The organism is Pseudomonas sp. PvP009 (genome assembly GCF_017832995.1).
Taxonomy (GTDB): domain Bacteria; phylum Pseudomonadota; class Gammaproteobacteria; order Pseudomonadales; family Pseudomonadaceae; genus Aquipseudomonas; species Aquipseudomonas syringae.
This window is the reverse complement of sequence record NZ_JAFIBG010000001.1, coordinates 1,374,643-1,389,716: the sequence shown is the minus strand read 5'-3', so window position 1 is coordinate 1,389,716 and position 15,074 is coordinate 1,374,643. Positions and strand designations below refer to the sequence as shown.

Genomic DNA, 15,074 nt, shown 5'->3' with positions numbered 1-15,074 from the left:
GTAAGAATCTATGAGCACCTATCACCGCAGAGGGATGGCATTCGCCAAGCGGATCTACGCCCCGAGATGCTTCGGTGTAAGCGTTGGCTTTGTGACGGTCGCTGTTTCTCTGTATTACGTGAATACAGCACACTGGGCGTGGTTGTTGGCACTGCTCTACAGCCTCGTATGGCCGCATGTTGCTTACCAGCTCGCAAGAACGTCGCGCGAGCCCTACCAGGCTGAATGGCGAAATCTGCTTTTCGATTCGATGATGGGCGGTTTCTGGGTTGGCGCGATGGGTTTCAGCGCAGTTCCCGGTATAACGGTCCTCGCCATGATGGCCATGCATAACATGGCGGCCGCCGGGCCACGTCTGATGCTGCAAGGCCTGTGCATGCAGGCACTGGGCGTGCTGATTTCGCTGGCCGCGCTCGACCCTGTCGTCAATCTGCATGGCAACATGGCGCAGATCTACGCCTGCCTTCCGGTACTGGTGACCTACCCTATTTTCATCGGCTGGCTGAGCCATCAGGTCACACTCAAACTATGGGAGCACCGCAACATCCTGCGCAAGGTCAGCCGTACCGACAGCCTGACCGGTCTGCTCAATCACGGAGCGTGGAAGGATCTGCTTGACCTGGAGTACGCCAGTAGCCAGAACACGTATCAGGAGTGCGTCATCGCGTTGATCGATATCGATCACTTCAAGGTCATCAACGACACTTATGGTCACCTGATGGGCGACACGGTATTGCAGAGTATCAGCGAGGCACTGACAGAAAACCTGCGCGATTCCGACCTGATCGGACGTTGTGGCGGCGATGAGTTCTGCGTCATTTTGCCCGACACCTGCTTGCTTCAAGCAAAGGAAATTCTTGAGCGCCTGCGCCTGGCGATAGATGAAATGACCTACATCCTGCATTGCAATCTCAAGGTCAGCCTCAGTATCGGCATTGCCGCCTACTCCCCTGAAATGCCCGATGCCTCGTCGTGGCTGCACGAAGCAGACAAAGCGCTGTATCTGGCCAAAAGCACCGGCCGCAACCGCGTCGCCAGCCATCAGGATGCGCAACCAGAACTCCAGTCGCTTGGCGCACAAGCCTGATCCGTCAACGCTTATCCTTGAACAGCATGTCGAACAGGGATGAGAGACTCGTGACCCCCATCGCTTTCAGAAACGTCTCGCGCATATCGTTACGCAGGCTTTCCAGCGTTACTTCCTTGGGTTTAGCGGCTTTTTTTACGGAGGTCGTTTCTCGAGAGTCGCCTTCGCCAGGCGTGTATTTTTCCTTGGACAGCGTCCTTATGTAGTCACTCTTCTGGCTTTTATAAGTAGTGAAGTCTGCACCCAGTTGTTCGTCCCTTTCCCCCGCCGTTGAAAACCTGTTGATCACTTTTTCCATGAACTCAAAATTATTGTGACCTATGGACCCGTAGTCCTTGTCAGTGATGAAGCGAACGAACCCCTGATCCAGCCGCGTTGTTTTTAACCCATCGCTTTCGGTAATACGCTTGGCGGTGGCCGCGTGCGGCTCGGTAAAACTGTAGAACACCTTGTGGCCTTCCATGTCATATGTTTTGCCCTGGTTATGACGAAGCATTATCCCTCCATCATCACTCTCTCTGTAAGAAGCCAACTGAAACGCCAGGTCATCGACATAGCTCAAATCAGCTCCCTGATCACTCGCCCAACCGTAAACGTCACCCAACAGACTCCGATCATCCCGGGTTAAAAAAAATGCCTGGGGCATGGACATTCCACAGTCGGCTTTTCCTAGCATGGGCGCAGAACGAGCAGAGTCCGCGAACCCAAACACCCTGTGTTTCAGGAGGGCCTGGCCGCTGATGGTCACCGCAGAGTCTGGAGAGGTTGATCGGAGGGCGGGATTGGCAATTGAGGGCATGTTTTTTGCCGCTCTTTTATCGTCAAGTTGTTGCGCGGCTATCAGTGCATCTGCTCCGGAACTTATGACTCGCATGACGTTGGCTCCTGCCCCGAAAGATCCCTGGCGGTTATCGCCAGGGATTGACAATCAATACGTTAAATGAAAGGTGACTGTTTCTGGCCCTGCAGGCTTGCTTTGCCAAGGTCCATTGACAGCTTGGTGTTTTATCAAAACATCCGATGCATAGCTGAACCCCAAGCTATTAAATTGATCAGTGTCACCTGGCATACCTGGATCAATCTGAATACAGCTCGACTCGTGTACGCCTCCGCGTCTGAAACATATTTTTGCCTGCTCACCCGTACTCTCCGGAAAAGACGTAGCGGTCCAGGAAATCTTTTGCAACCGAGAGTTATTCGCCGCGCCGCGGGGGTAATCAGCCAATCTCAATTGGTGTCGGGAAAACGCACTGTGACCAGGCCCATTGATAAACGTCGGTGTTCGGGTAGTCGTAACAGAATAATCGCCCGCCTGGCTGGCGGCCGACACTAACAACACAAGCAAAGGTGCTATTTTTTTCATAGGTGTACTCCAATATTTATAAATCAAATTCATCGGCCGTGCGAAAGCCGCAGGCTTGAAAGCCTCTGCACGAACCGCTATTTTTTATCATTCAACGAACGCGCTAGCGCGCACTCTGATTAAACATGTTTGTTAGAGAAGACCTAAACCGCTTGTAAAATTCCCATCAACCGACTGGTATAGATACCCACGTCCGAGACCTGATTAGCCACACGCCTGATCAATGGAAAGTTCAAAGGAGGACAGGTTATTCAACAGCCACTCAGGCGTATGCCTCTCAAGCAATGTGCCAATGGGCTGCTGCTTTATCAGTGCGCCGTAGAGGGCTTCTTCATGATCGAGGTGTGCTTGCTGAACAGCGCGATAGTTGAGCGGATAGATGCTCTTCTCGATGGGCAACAGCCGGTCGAAGTGTTCGAGCAGACCATGAAAGACGATTCGCCGTTCGACGGTATTGCGCGTGGTAGCAATGAGTTTGACGAAGTACTCACTGTCCTGAGCCCGCAGCGCTTCGCTGGCGGCATAACGCTCGACCAGCGTGTGCGGCGATGGATCATCGAATACGATGCAGCACAGGTCTTCGCGCACCAGGCCTTTGAACGGGTTCTCGGCTTCTGACCGACGGCCGTGCAGCCCGAGTGCAAATTGTACGGCGCGCTCGGCCAGCCATTGACGCTTGCGGCCCTCAAGCCGTGCAATGTCTTCGAGCAAGGGTGACTGACGCCCATGCGAACGAAGCTGCCGACAGAGTTTGGCAAACAGGCCAACGGGGCCGGACAGCTTTGCCTGTTGCTCGGCAAGTTGCGTCACCGAAAGCGCGGACTGCCGGGTTGTCAGATGCTGGAAGTCCGTTGTCATATTAAAATCAGGCCGCTGCGGATCCAGCCGCGACGACGTGTCGGCACCTGACTCGCCCCGAACAAAACAAACAGTCATGAGTGGCTCCTTTTTTATTGTTTACAGTTCGTCGTGCGAGCAGGTTTCGGATAGTCCTTTATGCAGACAGCCAGGAAGCAGTGGCTGACGGCAGTCACAGAGCAGCACGGTATTATTGATTGCACTGCCAAAGTATCAGCAGTGCTTATTGCACTAATAAGTTACAGGTTGCGACAAGACACATTATGTATGTGCTGGCTCGCTGCGCAATCCGACAGATGTAGGGGGTTGGACAGTGTTCCCCGGAAGCAATAGAGATACACACCGGGCCATGAGCTCGGCACGCGTCCTCACCTGATTCTTTCTTAGCAGCGAAGATACGTGATCGCGAACGGTGTAGTCACTGATACTGAGCTGCCTGGCAATTTCCTTGTTCGTACATCCCTGCAACAACAGGCCAAGAACCTCCTGCTCTCTCATTGTCACCCACATGATACTTCCCCTTGCCATCATTTTGCCTAATCGGCAAATTCGTAGAATGTTTCTTACATTCGTCTTCCATGACCTACACAGTAAATCGGCACAGAAATCATTTTATTTAGTCTTGTTTTGCATTAACACGAGATACCCCTCAAAGCTTCGCAATAAAGCTGAAAGCTGTAAGAAAAATCTTTAATATTTAAATACTGAGGAAAACTCCTACAGTAAATACAGAATAATTACGTATTCCTATTTATCGATGCCATGAATGACCCACCTGACGAAATATTTTCCACGGGCACGAATCAAGGACGCACTAGATAAATAACGTAAACACTATAGAGAGGGGCAAGATAGACTTGAGGAAATGGAATTACAATCACTTGTTACAATTGAACGCGTCTGCACAAGGAACTTTTCGGCCATGTTCGAGCTGCCACTCACCCCGGCAGAGGTGAGCAGCGGGCGTTGCGTCACCCCGCCCGCAGTTATCCGGCTTTACCGCTTGCCAGGTCATCCACCACCATGCCCCGGCGCAGGCCGAATACTGCAGCGGTCATCAGGCCCGTGGCGCCCATGATCAGGCTGTACAGCACACACACCCAGATATTCCAGGGCACCAGGGCAATCAGCAGCAATGGCGTGGTGCTGGCCCAGAATGCGTAGGCGATGTTGTAAGTGAACGAGATGCCTGACACCCGGATGTTCGCCGGGAACAGTCCGATCATCACCGACGGCACCACACCGACAATCCCGCACGCCAGTCCGGCAATCGCGTAGGCAATGCCCAGTGGCATCCATTGCTCGATGAGGCTGGTATAAAGCACGCCGATGCCCATCGGCATCAGCAGGCTGTAGAACAGGATGCCGCGCCAGGCGCCGATACGGTCGACCAGCATGCCTGCCAGCACGCAGCCTATATTGAGAAACACGATACCGACGGCGCTCAGGGCAAAGGTGTCGCTGGCACTGATACCAAAGCGCTGCTGCATGACAGTCGGAGTAACCACCACCAGAACCACCACTGCTGAGGTCAGCACAAAGGTCAGCAGCGCAGCAGGCAGCAAGGATTGGCGATGATCGCGCAGCACCTGGCCAAGCGGCAGCGCCGGCAGGTGTTCACGCTGGGCATGCAGGGCGATGAACACCGGGGTTTCGTTTAGCCAGCGGCGCAACCAGACCCCAACCACACCGAATACGCCACCGAGCAGGAACGGAATACGCCATGCCCAGTCAAGAATTTCGCCGGGGCTGAAGACCCGCGCCAGCCATGTTGCAGTCAGTGCACCCAGCAGGTATCCGAATGTCAGGCCGGCTTGCAGTACGCCCAGTGCATAGCCGCGGTGCCCCTTGGGCGCGTGTTCTGCTACGAATACCCAGGCGCTTGGCACTTCGCCGCCCACAGCGGCTCCTTGCAGGATGCGCAGCGCCAGCAGGACCAGCGGCGCCCAGTAACCGATCTGTGCGTAAGTGGGCATGACGCCGATCAGCAGACAAGGCAGAGCCATCATCAGAATGCTCAGGCTGAACACGCGCTTGCGCCCCAGCCGGTCGGCGAAGTGCGCCATGAGGATCCCGCCCAGCGGGCGCGCCAGATAGCCGGTCACGAAGATCCCGAAGCTTTGCAGCAGACGCAGCCACTCTGGCATGTCAGGGGGAAAGAACAGCTGGCTGAGGGTCAGCGCAAAGAACACAAAAATGATGAAGTCGTAGATTTCCAGCGCCCCACCCAGCGCGGCAAGACTCAGGGTCTTGTAGTCGCCTTTGGTGAAAGGTTGCGGAGTGGATTGAACGATGGCCGTCATGAAGCCCCCGAAACATGGCTGAAAAGAGCGCCTGACGCTCACAGGGCGCGAAGAATAGCAAAGCTTGCGGGCGCACTGATACGGAACTGAGGCCTGTAGCGGGAACGATGATCCCGACTATCGTGCGGCGCTCCGCGTCGCATGCCGTTCTGGACGCTCCGCGTCCTCTTGCGACGCAGAGCGTCGAGAACTGCATTGCCATGCGGGAGTATGCCGAACGATCATCTCGACTGTCGTGCCGATGCTCCTCGCACCAGAGCCCTTCGCTAAAAGTTGACGGAGGCCGACAATCTCGCCGTTCTGGGCGCGCCCATGAACAGGTAGTCGTCACCCAGATACTCTCCGGCATCACGCCAATAGCGTTTGTCGAACAGGTTGTCTACCGTCAGGCGCAGGACCGTGTCGTAACCGCTGATTCGGGTGCTGTAACGGCTGCCGATATTGAACAGTGCGTAGTCATTGACCTGCACGGTACCTTTACGGTCAGCGTACTTGCTGGCGCTGTACTGCACTCCACCGAGCAACGCGAGCCCGGGCACCGGCAGGCTGTAGTCGGCTTGCAGGGTGCCACGGTATCTGGGCACATTGAGGGCCTGATGATCGTCATAGGCCTCGGTGCCGCTGTCTTCAACGCGCGCCCGGATGGCCGCCGCACTGGCGGATATCTGCAGGCGGTCAGTCACCCAGCCACTTGCCCCCAGTTCAAGGCCGGTGTTTTTCTGCTCGCCTTGCTGCACGTAAGTGAACGTACCGTCATCGTTGGGCCTGGAATACTGGTAGGCCTGGCGGGCCTGAAACACTGCGGCGGTCAGGCTCATGCGCTGCCAGTCATACTTGATGCCTGCTTCCAGCTGTCGGGATACGGTCGGCGCAAGAATTTCACTGGCATTGGTGGTGAACCACGCTGCCGTCCCGCCCAGCGACAGGCCCTTGCTGTAGCTGGTGTAGAGCGAAACATTGTCCACCGGCTTGTAGATCAGCGCCGCCTGCGGCAGAAACACATAGCGCTCGGTGTGTCGCGCATCACTGCCGTCCTCGTTGAATGCCTGCTCGTCGAGCCGCACCCCGCGTCCGCCCAGCACGGTTTGCCAGTGCTCGTTGAAGCTGATCCGGTCGGTGGCAAACAGCCCATACTGGCGGCTGTCCAGGCGGCGCTCGGTATGTGCAAGCGCCAGGGTCGAGGGTGCCACCTGCTCAGGTGCCTCATTGATATTGCCCGTGCCGACAAATTCGTTGAAGGTCCCGCGCGTATCGACCGTACGGCGGTAGGCACTGCTACCGAAGGTCAGTTCGTGCCCCAGCGATCCGGTAGCGAATGTACCGGACATGGCTGCTTCGACTTCATCGTTGCGACGCGTATCGTCCGGGCTGCGGAAATCATAGATGTCATAACCGCCCTCGGCACTGAAATGGTTAGGCACCGCTTGCCCGGCGCAACTGGCCGAGCCGTAACACCCCCACGCAAAGGCACTGTAGTCATCGATGACCACGCGACTGCGCGAAGCACTGAGACTGCCCTTCCAGCTGTCATTGAAGCGATATTCGAAACGTCCGTTCATGTTCAGCGAGTCGATACCGACCGGATTGGACCAGTTCTGGTGGCCCAGCAAGTTACGTGGCGAGGCGTCGTGAGGCAGCGCAGTGCCGCCCAGAAGCTGATAACCGGGCACCGAACGCTGTTCTTTGGTCTGGTACTCGACATCGAGTTGCAGCAGGGCGCGCTCGCTGATGTTCCAGTCGAACGCCAGGGAGGCAAAATCGCGCTGGCCATCGGCGTGTTCGACATATGAACGAATGTCTTCATGGGCAAGGTTGGCGCGCAGGCCGAATTGCTGTTCGCTGCCGAACCAGCCACCGACATCGGTCGCGATGTAGCGTTCGCCGTGTTCGTTGGTCGAGACCGTGACCGAGCGAACGTCCTGCGCCCGCTTGGTCTGATAATTGATGACCCCGCCGGGCTCGGCCACGCCGCTCTGCAGGCCGGAAAGCCCCTTGAGCAACTCGACCTGCTGCTTGTTCTCCAGCGCTACGTTCTGCTCACCGGCAATGCTGCGGCCATTGATGCGATAACTGTTGGCGGCGTTCAACGAAAACCCGCGCACCACAAAGTTTTCGTAATAGCCCACCGGGGCATAGCCGTCGCCGACCGACGCATCGTTGCGCAGTACTTCACTCAGCAGCTTCGCCTGACGGTCCTTGATCAGCGCAGCGTTGAACACTGACACCGAGGCAGGCGTATCCAGCAGTGAAGCCTGATCTAACCCGAATATCGATGCCCGCTCAGCTTTATAGTCGCCGGTGCTTTCCGGCTCGCTGAACCCAGTGACGTTGACCGCATCCAGGCTGAGCACCTCTGCGGCCAGCAACGGCGAGGCAACCGCCATACCCAACGGTAACAATCGCCAGGCGTGGCGCATGGCAGGTCGGTAAGGCGTTCTCATCGAGCAGACTCCGCAAGGACAGATGCCTGGACAGACGCGACGCACCTTCCGGCAGGGGGCCAACCTTTTACGTTCACTGTCGGTTTTTTTCAACCTTTACGTGATGCTTTGCCTTTAAACGAAGTGCTGGGGAAAACTTTACTTACGAATCAGCAGAGCGAGACCGGCTTCAAAACGCCCCACACACTTGAATAATTAAGCGTGAATTAAGTAAGCGCGGATAATCTGAGCTCAACAAAACCGCTGAACCAATCAGCGTGTGATGAATCAATCAAGACAGATCAATCAGAAAGGAATACCCCATGAAACTTATGCCTGCCGTTTTCGCCGCTGTTGCCCTCACTGCTGTTGCAGGTGCCGCCCAGGCTGACGTTGGTCCCGATGAAGTGATCCGCCTGTACAAGTCCCAGGCGTTGGGTGACTTTGAACAGTTCAACAAGAATGCCGTTGCCAAGCACCAGGGCTTCACGGTCAGCGATACCGAACTGGACAAGGACCGCACCGGCCGCCTGATCTATCAGATCGAACTGAAAGACGCCAAGGGTGTGGAGTGGAACTACGACGTTGATGCCAAAACGGGCGAAGTGGTACGTGACGCAAAAGATAATTGATCCGACTGCTTTACCGGTTACCACCGCAAGCAACTCATAAGAAAATTCCCACAATATTGTGGGAATTTTCTTTTTCAAGCGGTTAACAGTTTATTACTGAGCCAAGCCCACTTTCAGCAGACTGCCCTTATCGTCGTCGGTCAACAGATACAAGTAACCATCCGGTCCCTGACGAACATCACGTATGCGCTGTTTCATGTCTTTCAACAGACGTTCTTCATGAACGATTTTGTCATTCTCGAACTGCAGCCTGATCAACTCTTCAGTGGCCAGCGCACCGATGAATACACTGTGATCCCATGCCTTGAAAAGGCTGTGGTCATAGAACGCCATGCCACTGAGGCCCGGCGACACTTCCCAGACCTGGAACGGAATTTTGGTTCCTTCGACAACCTTGCCCTTGGACTCCGGAATCGGCTGACCCGAGTAGTCGATACCGTGGGTCGCGATCGGCCAGCCATAATTCGCGCCACGCTCGATGATATTCAGCTCATCACCGCCCTTGGGACCATGCTCGTTGGTCCACAACGTCCCGGTCCAGGGATCCAGCGCGGCGCCCTGCTGGTTGCGATGGCCATAGGACCATATCTCGGGGCGTACGCCCTTCTGGCCCACGAACGGATTGTCTTTCGGTACGCTGCCGTCCGGATAGATGCGCACGATCTTGCCCTGCAACTTGTCCAGATCCTGCGCAGTGGGGCGCTGATTGTTTTCGCCCAGCGCGATGAACAGGTAACCGTCGCGATCGAAGACCATCCGCGCGCCGAAGTGGTTGCCCACCGACAGTTTCGGTTCCTGGCGGAAGATAACTTCGAAGTCTTCCAGACGGGTCATGTCTTTGGACAGGCGACCACGCCCAGCGGCAGTGCCGGCGGTATCACCGTCGGCGGCAGTCTTGCCGCTGCCCTCGGAGTAGGTCAGATAGACCATGCGGTCCTTGGCGAAGTCCGGAGACAGCACGACATCGAGCAGACCGCCCTGCTTCTGCGCCCAGACTTGCGGCACCCCGGAAAGCGGTGCAGACAATTTGCCATCCGCCGACACAACGCGCAGGTTGCCGGAACGCTCTGTCACCAGCATGCCTTGCTTGTCAGGCAGAAAGGCCAGCGCCCACGGATGATCCAGACCTTCGACAACAGGCGTCACCGTGACGGTGCCCAGTTCGCTTTTGTAGGACTCCGTAGCGGCACTGGCCGCCAGTGGCAGGCTCAGAATGGCTGCAGTACACAATGTCGCGATCAGGGTTTTTCTAAGCATGAGCGTTTCCTTATGCATTGAGTCGACGTCCGCAAGGGTTCGCCGGGTTGAAAATTCAGTTGCCGCGCTTGGGGTCGGTTATCGGAGTAGTAGAAGGACGTGGCGTGTTCTGGCGCGTAGGGTAGCCGTTGCCGATGCCACCGTTTTCCAGAGTGGGCTTGCGCACCGGCGGCGCAATGTTGGGGCCACGAGACGGTGGCACGCTGGACTCGGTGCCTTGGCGGCTGTTGGGGTTGGCACGGTGAATCGGGCTGTTATAGGGGTTGCTGCTGGCACCGTTGTTGAGGGTGCTGTTTGGCAGCGTCTGCGCCTGGACCGCACCGATGCTGCATGACGCAACAAGCACGCCGCCGACAAGATTGCGCACAAAACTGTTCATCACTACCTCTGGGCAAAGTGAAAACTTCGGAGTAACCGTGAAGGCTCAGGCCTTTGATGGCAACCCGGGCCTCAGGTTCGACGCGACACTGCCAATGAGCAAGCAAAGCGCTGGGAGAGTTTGTAACAAGGATGGTCAGGGCTGTCGAAGCAGAACGACGTGACGGCCTGCAGCCCAAGGTTTTGCGGATAACAAAAGCCACACTGCAGACAGCCGGTGCGGTCAAAAGGCACAGGCTGGCGCAGGGTGCCTACGCAGATTTCAACGGCATGCTGAAGGTAAAGACCGTGCCCTGCTCTCGCGTCGAGCACACCTCGAGCGTACCCCCATGGGCGATGGCTATCTCGCTGGCGATGTACAACCCCAGTCCGAGCCCGGCTTGCGGCTCGTCGGTGATGGGTCTCGAGTACGGCAGGAACAGTTGCGCACGAACCGATTCAGGTATCGGCTCTCCCTGATTGGTAACGCTGAGCACAAACACCTCGCCATGCACGCCTGCCGTCACTTCGACCGGGCTCTCGGCATCACCATGGCTGATCGCGTTGGACACCAGGTTGGAGAGCAATTGCGCGATTCGCTCGTGATCGCAGCGGATACGCTCCAGCGCGCCTATGTTCGAGTGAATCGGCCGCGACGGGTGAACACGCTGCACCTCTGAAATCACATGTTCCAGGGTTTTATCCAGGCCGGGCGCCTCATGGATACTGAGAGGAATGCCATGACCCATGCGGCCACGGGCAAAATCGAGCACGTCATCGACCAGCTGCGAGGCGCGCTGGCCAGAGGTCAGGATGTGGTGCACGATCTGCTCGGCCTTTTCATCCAGCGGACGGCGCAGCAGCAATTCGGCGCTGGCATTGATGGCAAACAGCGGGTTGCGCAGGTCGTGCCCCAGCACGGCGATAAACTGCTCGCGCAGCTCAGCCACCTCACGTTCGGCGAGCAAATCTTCACGCGCCTGTTGCAGGTTTTCCTCGGCCTCGATCTGCAGCGCCAGAAGACGTGCGAACGACACCATCATGGCCTCGATGGGCGTACCTATCAGCTTCGCCGGCTTGGGATCCAGCGCACAGATGGTGCCGAAAAAGGAGCCATCGGAAAGAAAGATCGGCACCGAGATATAGCTCTGGAAGCTGTACAGACGTGGTGTTTCATGCGCACAGAACAACGGATCCTCGGCGACATGATCAATCACCACAGCCTTGTGGGAGCTGCGAATCTCGTGGCAGATGGTGCTGCTCAGCTCCAGCTCGCCGCCGGGTTTCAAACCGAACTCGAGCTTGTCCAGGACCGCACAGGCCGTCCAGGTGGTTTCGGTTACACGCGCCACGGCGGCGAAACCCAACCCGGTGGATTCGGCAATGACTTGCAGGATGGCCGGCACCGCGCTGATCCGACTGATCGTGGCCACATCATTTGAAAGGGATCGCCGCATGTAGAACCTGTATGAGCCTTGATGTGATGACGCAGCTCGTAAGTTTAGAACTGTAACGATTTTTCTGCACCCGTGAATAACACGGGTTGATCGTCAATCTGCATGAAACCTGATCAAACCTCGGTTTTCGCCGGGGGACGCGGAAACGCCACGGTGAAGGTCGTGCCCTCTTCAGCCGAAGAACGAACCGTCACATCGCCCAGATGGGCTCGAACGATCTCGCGCACGATAAACAGGCCGAGCCCGACGGTGCGGGTCTCGTCACTGTCGCTGACCACGCGTACGACGGGCTCGTACAGGTCGTCTACCTTCTCCATCGGTATCGGTTCACCAACGTTGTGCACCGACAGTTTGATCATCCAGGTGTCGAACGACGACGTAATCAAAACCTCGCCGTCATCGGTGCCGTAATTGATGGCATTGCTGACCAGATTGCCAAGCATCTGCAGCAGGCGGTCAGGATCAGCCGAACAAGCGCCCTGCCCTTCGCTGCGATGGGTCAGCACTCGATCCGGGAAAACCTGGCGCAGCTCTTCGACGCCCCGGGCGACGACTGCGTGAAAATCGACAGGCTGAGGAACGACGGTAATGCCACTGCCGACCCGGGCGTGGGTGAAATCCAGCAGGTCGACAATCATGCGATCGGCGCGGTCGGTGGAATGATTGATGTGTCCCAGAATCCGTTCCTGCCGCGACTCCAGCGGCGTGCGCTCCAGCAGCCCGGCAGCCATCTTGATCGCGGCCAGCGGGTTGCGCAGGTCGTGGCTGACGATGCCAATCATCTGTTCGGCAAAAATAGCCCGGATCTCCGCCTCGGCATGCGCCAGACGCAAGCGATTGCGCGCCGAGGTCAGCTCGCTCTGCACGGTCATCTGCTGTTGCAGGAGCTCCTCGGCGATCTTGCGGGCAGCCAGCAGTTCGCGCTCGTACTTGTTGCGCTCTTCGGCCAGGAACACGGCAACTTCATGCAAATACCCCGACGGGTACTCGCGGCGGACGGCATTGAGCATCATCGGAATGGGGCGGCCATCGGCATGAATCAGCTCGACCTTGACCTCGGCAATTGAACCTTGTGCCAGCAGTGTGGGCGCCCAGTGAGTCTGCAGAAAGGCCTTGCCTGCCAGACTCAGCAGTTCCTGAAAGCGGCGGCCCACAACAGCGTCGCGCTCCAGCCCCAGCCATCGGCAAAACGTCAGGTTGGCGCGCTCGATAGTGCCGTTGGGCAACGTGATCAACAGACCACAGGGCGCATGCTCGTAGAGATCTTCCGTAACAGGCAGACTCACCTGTTCAACGGTCATGTGCGGCGCTCTCGTAAGAGGCCAGAAACTGATTCATCGCAGTAATGCATTCCTGGGCTGCGCTCATGTGTGGGTAATGCCCTACGTTGTCGATCATGCGCAGGGTGCTGTCGGTAATGACGCGGTGCAAATATTCACCCACTTCGACTGGCACCACCATATCGTCGCTGCTTTGCAGAATGAGTGTTCTGCTCTTGAGTTGCGCGACATCTGCACGATGGTCGGATAAAAACGTCACGCGGGCAAACTGTCTGGCGATCTCGGCATTGGTGCGACAGAAACTGTTGGCGAGTTCTTCGCTCAGTTCAGGCCGGTCCGAGGCGCCCATGAGTGCGGGCGCCATGGTGCTCGACCAGCCAAGGTAATTGCTTTCCAGCGTCTCAAGCAACGAATCCACATCGGCGCGAGTGAATCCCCCCATGTAATCTCCCTCGTTGAGGTAGTGCGGGGATGGACCAATCATGATGTGACCGTCGAACCGACCGGGCGACTGAAGCTCGGCCAGCACGGCAATCATGCAACTGACCGAATGACCGACGTGCACCACCGGCCCCTCTGCGGCGAACTCGTTGACCACTTCCAACAAGTCAGTTGCATAGCCCTTGAGCGACGAATACTTGTGCGGATACCAGGCCGACACATCAGAATTGCCGTTGCCCACCAGGTCGAACAGCACGACCTTGAAGCGCGCTGCGAAGTGCGGCGCCATAAAACGCCACATGTTCTGATCGCAGCCGAATCCATGAGCGAAAATCAGAGTAATCGGTCCGTCGCCTGAAATATTGACGTTGTTGCGCTGCTGGACCGACATGTCGGGCTCCAAAAATGGCCAGGTAAACGGCTGGGTATGTATACCGTGATAAAGATGGGAGGAGATTATCACCGTTAAAGGCACATTAGTGGCACAAACCGCACTTTAAGGCAGGAGCGTCACGAACTGCATGCCAATGCGGAGCATTGGCACGATGAGCAGTCAGATTTACGATGAGCGCGGAGCGTGGGGCTGACAAGACGCGGGATTCACTCGCCGATGTCTTCGTTCCAGAGTTCGGGCTTGCTGGCGATAAAGTCTTTCATCATGTGTGTGCACTCAGGGTTGTCCAGCACGTCGATCTGCACGCCACGCGAGCGCAGCAGTTCTTCCTCGCCCATGAAGGACTCATTCTCACCGATGATCACTTTGCGAATCCCGTAGAGCAGGATCGCACCGCTGCACATCGCACAAGGCGACAGCGTGGTGTAGAGGACCGAGTCACGGTAGACACTGGCAGGCTGGCGACCGGCATTTTCCAGCGCATCCATCTCGCCATGCTTCGTCGCACTGCCCTCTTGTACACGACGGTTGTGGCCTCGACCGATGATTTTGCCGCCGTGGACGATGACCGAGCCGATAGGGATTCCGCCTTCCTTCAGCCCGAGTTGTGCCTCATCGAATGCTGCCTGCATGAATGCGTCCATGTTCTTTGCCTCGTCTCGTCAAAATAGCTGTCAGCGTCGCAGTGCTGCCTCGGCATTGCTCAGCGCACGACTGACAAATTGTCCCAGCAGCTCCGATGATCGGGCTTTCATATCGACGCTGACCTGGGTGTTTCTCGACCTGAATCTGTTCCCTAATGCAGGCGAGTCCGCCCCCTGATTGAGCGAACGCAATTCCTCGGCGGTAAAGGCATGAGCATAAGCGGCTGCCAGATTGCGGTCCCACTGCGCCTGATATTCCGGCTTGAGGCGCTGCAATTCCTTCTGTACCAGTTCCTGCGCTTCAGTCTTGCCGACAGCCTGCACGATACCGGCAAACGTGGCCGTGCGCGAGGCGACCTGATAGCCCAGCCAGGCAAGGCCTTCGCCCAGGTTTCGTTGTTCCACCAGGGCCAGCGCCATGTCGTCGGCCTCTTCGGCGCTGGCCGGATGCATCGCGTCCAGGCACAGACAGGCCAGCAATGCCAGGCAGGTCTGCCAAGTACCGCGCGAGCCCCGAGCGTGATCAGTCATGACGCCTCCCGAGCATCGATTGACCCAGACCTGAACTTATCAGCTCGGCG

General features: G+C 57.1%; 14 protein-coding genes. 2 read left to right on the top strand and 12 right to left on the bottom strand.

The window, feature by feature from the left end:
- Positions 1–10 precede the first annotated feature (10 nt).
- On the top strand, positions 11–1,087 hold the full coding sequence (locus tag JOE29_RS06130; protein ID WP_024664147.1) for a diguanylate cyclase: 1,077 nt from the start codon (positions 11–13) through the stop codon (positions 1,085–1,087).
- Between the two features lie 4 nt (positions 1,088–1,091).
- On the opposite strand, the gene JOE29_RS06125 is transcribed toward JOE29_RS06130, so the two are convergent.
- The 5 genes from JOE29_RS06125 to JOE29_RS06105 all read right to left on the bottom strand — a co-directional run bounded on the left by JOE29_RS06125 (position 1,092) and on the right by JOE29_RS06105 (position 8,052).
- The gene (locus tag JOE29_RS06125) at positions 1,092–1,961 is read right to left on the bottom strand and encodes a hypothetical protein (RefSeq protein WP_122335511.1); all 870 of its coding nucleotides are present in this window, start codon (positions 1,959–1,961) and stop codon (positions 1,092–1,094) included.
- A gap of 693 nt (positions 1,962–2,654) precedes the next feature.
- A complete protein-coding gene (locus tag JOE29_RS06120; protein WP_003393261.1) occupies positions 2,655–3,386 on the bottom strand; it encodes a hypothetical protein in 732 nt (243 codons plus the stop codon).
- Positions 3,387–3,569: 183 nt separating this feature from the next.
- On the bottom strand, positions 3,570–3,839 hold the full coding sequence (locus JOE29_RS06115; protein ID WP_003320199.1) for a LuxR C-terminal-related transcriptional regulator: 270 nt from the start codon (positions 3,837–3,839) through the stop codon (positions 3,570–3,572).
- 455 nt (positions 3,840–4,294) lie between these two features.
- Positions 4,295–5,611, bottom strand: coding sequence for an MFS transporter (locus JOE29_RS06110; protein ID WP_003314515.1), 1,317 nt, complete (start codon positions 5,609–5,611; stop codon positions 4,295–4,297).
- Positions 5,612–5,877: 266 nt separating this feature from the next.
- Positions 5,878–8,052, bottom strand: coding sequence for a TonB-dependent siderophore receptor (locus JOE29_RS06105; protein ID WP_099315143.1), 2,175 nt, complete (start codon positions 8,050–8,052; stop codon positions 5,878–5,880).
- A 302-nt stretch (positions 8,053–8,354) separates the two neighbouring features.
- Here JOE29_RS06105 and JOE29_RS06100 point away from each other — a divergent pair, with 302 nt between their 5' ends.
- Positions 8,355–8,663 carry a PepSY domain-containing protein gene (locus JOE29_RS06100; RefSeq protein ID WP_003393264.1) on the top strand — a complete coding sequence of 103 codons (309 nt, stop codon included), beginning with the start codon at positions 8,355–8,357 and terminating at the stop codon, positions 8,661–8,663.
- Positions 8,664–8,756: 93 nt separating this feature from the next.
- Here the strand turns inward: JOE29_RS06100 and JOE29_RS06095 are convergent, their stop codons facing one another.
- The 7 genes from JOE29_RS06095 to JOE29_RS06065 form a co-directional block, all read right to left on the bottom strand.
- The gene (locus tag JOE29_RS06095) at positions 8,757–9,920 is read right to left on the bottom strand and encodes a PQQ-dependent sugar dehydrogenase (protein ID WP_210079023.1); all 1,164 of its coding nucleotides are present in this window, start codon (positions 9,918–9,920) and stop codon (positions 8,757–8,759) included.
- Positions 9,921–9,975: 55 nt separating this feature from the next.
- Positions 9,976–10,299 carry a hypothetical protein gene (locus JOE29_RS06090; protein ID WP_003418274.1) on the bottom strand — a complete coding sequence of 108 codons (324 nt, stop codon included), beginning with the start codon at positions 10,297–10,299 and terminating at the stop codon, positions 9,976–9,978.
- 250 nt (positions 10,300–10,549) lie between these two features.
- Positions 10,550–11,734, bottom strand: coding sequence for an ATP-binding protein (locus JOE29_RS06085; protein ID WP_044312376.1), 1,185 nt, complete (start codon positions 11,732–11,734; stop codon positions 10,550–10,552).
- Positions 11,735–11,847: 113 nt separating this feature from the next.
- Positions 11,848–13,035, bottom strand: coding sequence for a PAS domain-containing sensor histidine kinase (locus JOE29_RS06080; protein ID WP_003393270.1), 1,188 nt, complete (start codon positions 13,033–13,035; stop codon positions 11,848–11,850).
- Positions 13,025–13,846: an alpha/beta hydrolase gene (locus tag JOE29_RS06075; protein WP_024649933.1), complete on the bottom strand. Its 822-nt coding sequence runs from the start codon at positions 13,844–13,846 to the stop codon at positions 13,025–13,027. The genes JOE29_RS06080 and JOE29_RS06075 overlap by 11 nt, the downstream gene beginning before the upstream one ends.
- A 209-nt stretch (positions 13,847–14,055) precedes the next feature.
- Positions 14,056–14,493 (bottom strand): nucleoside deaminase, encoded by a 438-nt coding sequence (locus JOE29_RS06070; protein WP_003393272.1) that lies wholly within the window; start codon positions 14,491–14,493, stop codon positions 14,056–14,058.
- Between the two features lie 30 nt (positions 14,494–14,523).
- Positions 14,524–15,024 (bottom strand): hypothetical protein, encoded by a 501-nt coding sequence (locus JOE29_RS06065; protein WP_004416660.1) that lies wholly within the window; start codon positions 15,022–15,024, stop codon positions 14,524–14,526.
- Between the last annotated feature and the right edge of the window lie 50 nt (positions 15,025–15,074).

Excerpts from the sequence above, each read along its gene's own strand:
- JOE29_RS06130 (WP_024664147.1), top strand. The coding sequence starts at position 11 with ATGAGCACCTATCACCGCAGAGGGATGGCATTCGCCAAGCGGATCTAC.
- JOE29_RS06125 (WP_122335511.1), bottom strand. The coding sequence starts at position 1,961 with ATGCGAGTCATAAGTTCCGGAGCAGATGCACTGATAGCCGCGCAACAA.
- JOE29_RS06120 (WP_003393261.1), bottom strand. The coding sequence starts at position 3,386 with ATGACTGTTTGTTTTGTTCGGGGCGAGTCAGGTGCCGACACGTCGTCG.
- JOE29_RS06115 (WP_003320199.1), bottom strand. The coding sequence starts at position 3,839 with ATGATGGCAAGGGGAAGTATCATGTGGGTGACAATGAGAGAGCAGGAG.
- JOE29_RS06110 (WP_003314515.1), bottom strand. The coding sequence starts at position 5,611 with ATGACGGCCATCGTTCAATCCACTCCGCAACCTTTCACCAAAGGCGAC.
- JOE29_RS06105 (WP_099315143.1), bottom strand. The coding sequence starts at position 8,052 with ATGAGAACGCCTTACCGACCTGCCATGCGCCACGCCTGGCGATTGTTA.
- JOE29_RS06100 (WP_003393264.1), top strand. The coding sequence starts at position 8,355 with ATGAAACTTATGCCTGCCGTTTTCGCCGCTGTTGCCCTCACTGCTGTT.
- JOE29_RS06095 (WP_210079023.1), bottom strand. The coding sequence starts at position 9,920 with ATGCTTAGAAAAACCCTGATCGCGACATTGTGTACTGCAGCCATTCTG.
- JOE29_RS06090 (WP_003418274.1), bottom strand. The coding sequence starts at position 10,299 with ATGAACAGTTTTGTGCGCAATCTTGTCGGCGGCGTGCTTGTTGCGTCA.
- JOE29_RS06085 (WP_044312376.1), bottom strand. The coding sequence starts at position 11,734 with ATGCGGCGATCCCTTTCAAATGATGTGGCCACGATCAGTCGGATCAGC.
- JOE29_RS06080 (WP_003393270.1), bottom strand. The coding sequence starts at position 13,035 with ATGACCGTTGAACAGGTGAGTCTGCCTGTTACGGAAGATCTCTACGAG.
- JOE29_RS06075 (WP_024649933.1), bottom strand. The coding sequence starts at position 13,846 with ATGTCGGTCCAGCAGCGCAACAACGTCAATATTTCAGGCGACGGACCG.
- JOE29_RS06070 (WP_003393272.1), bottom strand. The coding sequence starts at position 14,493 with ATGGACGCATTCATGCAGGCAGCATTCGATGAGGCACAACTCGGGCTG.
- JOE29_RS06065 (WP_004416660.1), bottom strand. The coding sequence starts at position 15,024 with ATGACTGATCACGCTCGGGGCTCGCGCGGTACTTGGCAGACCTGCCTG.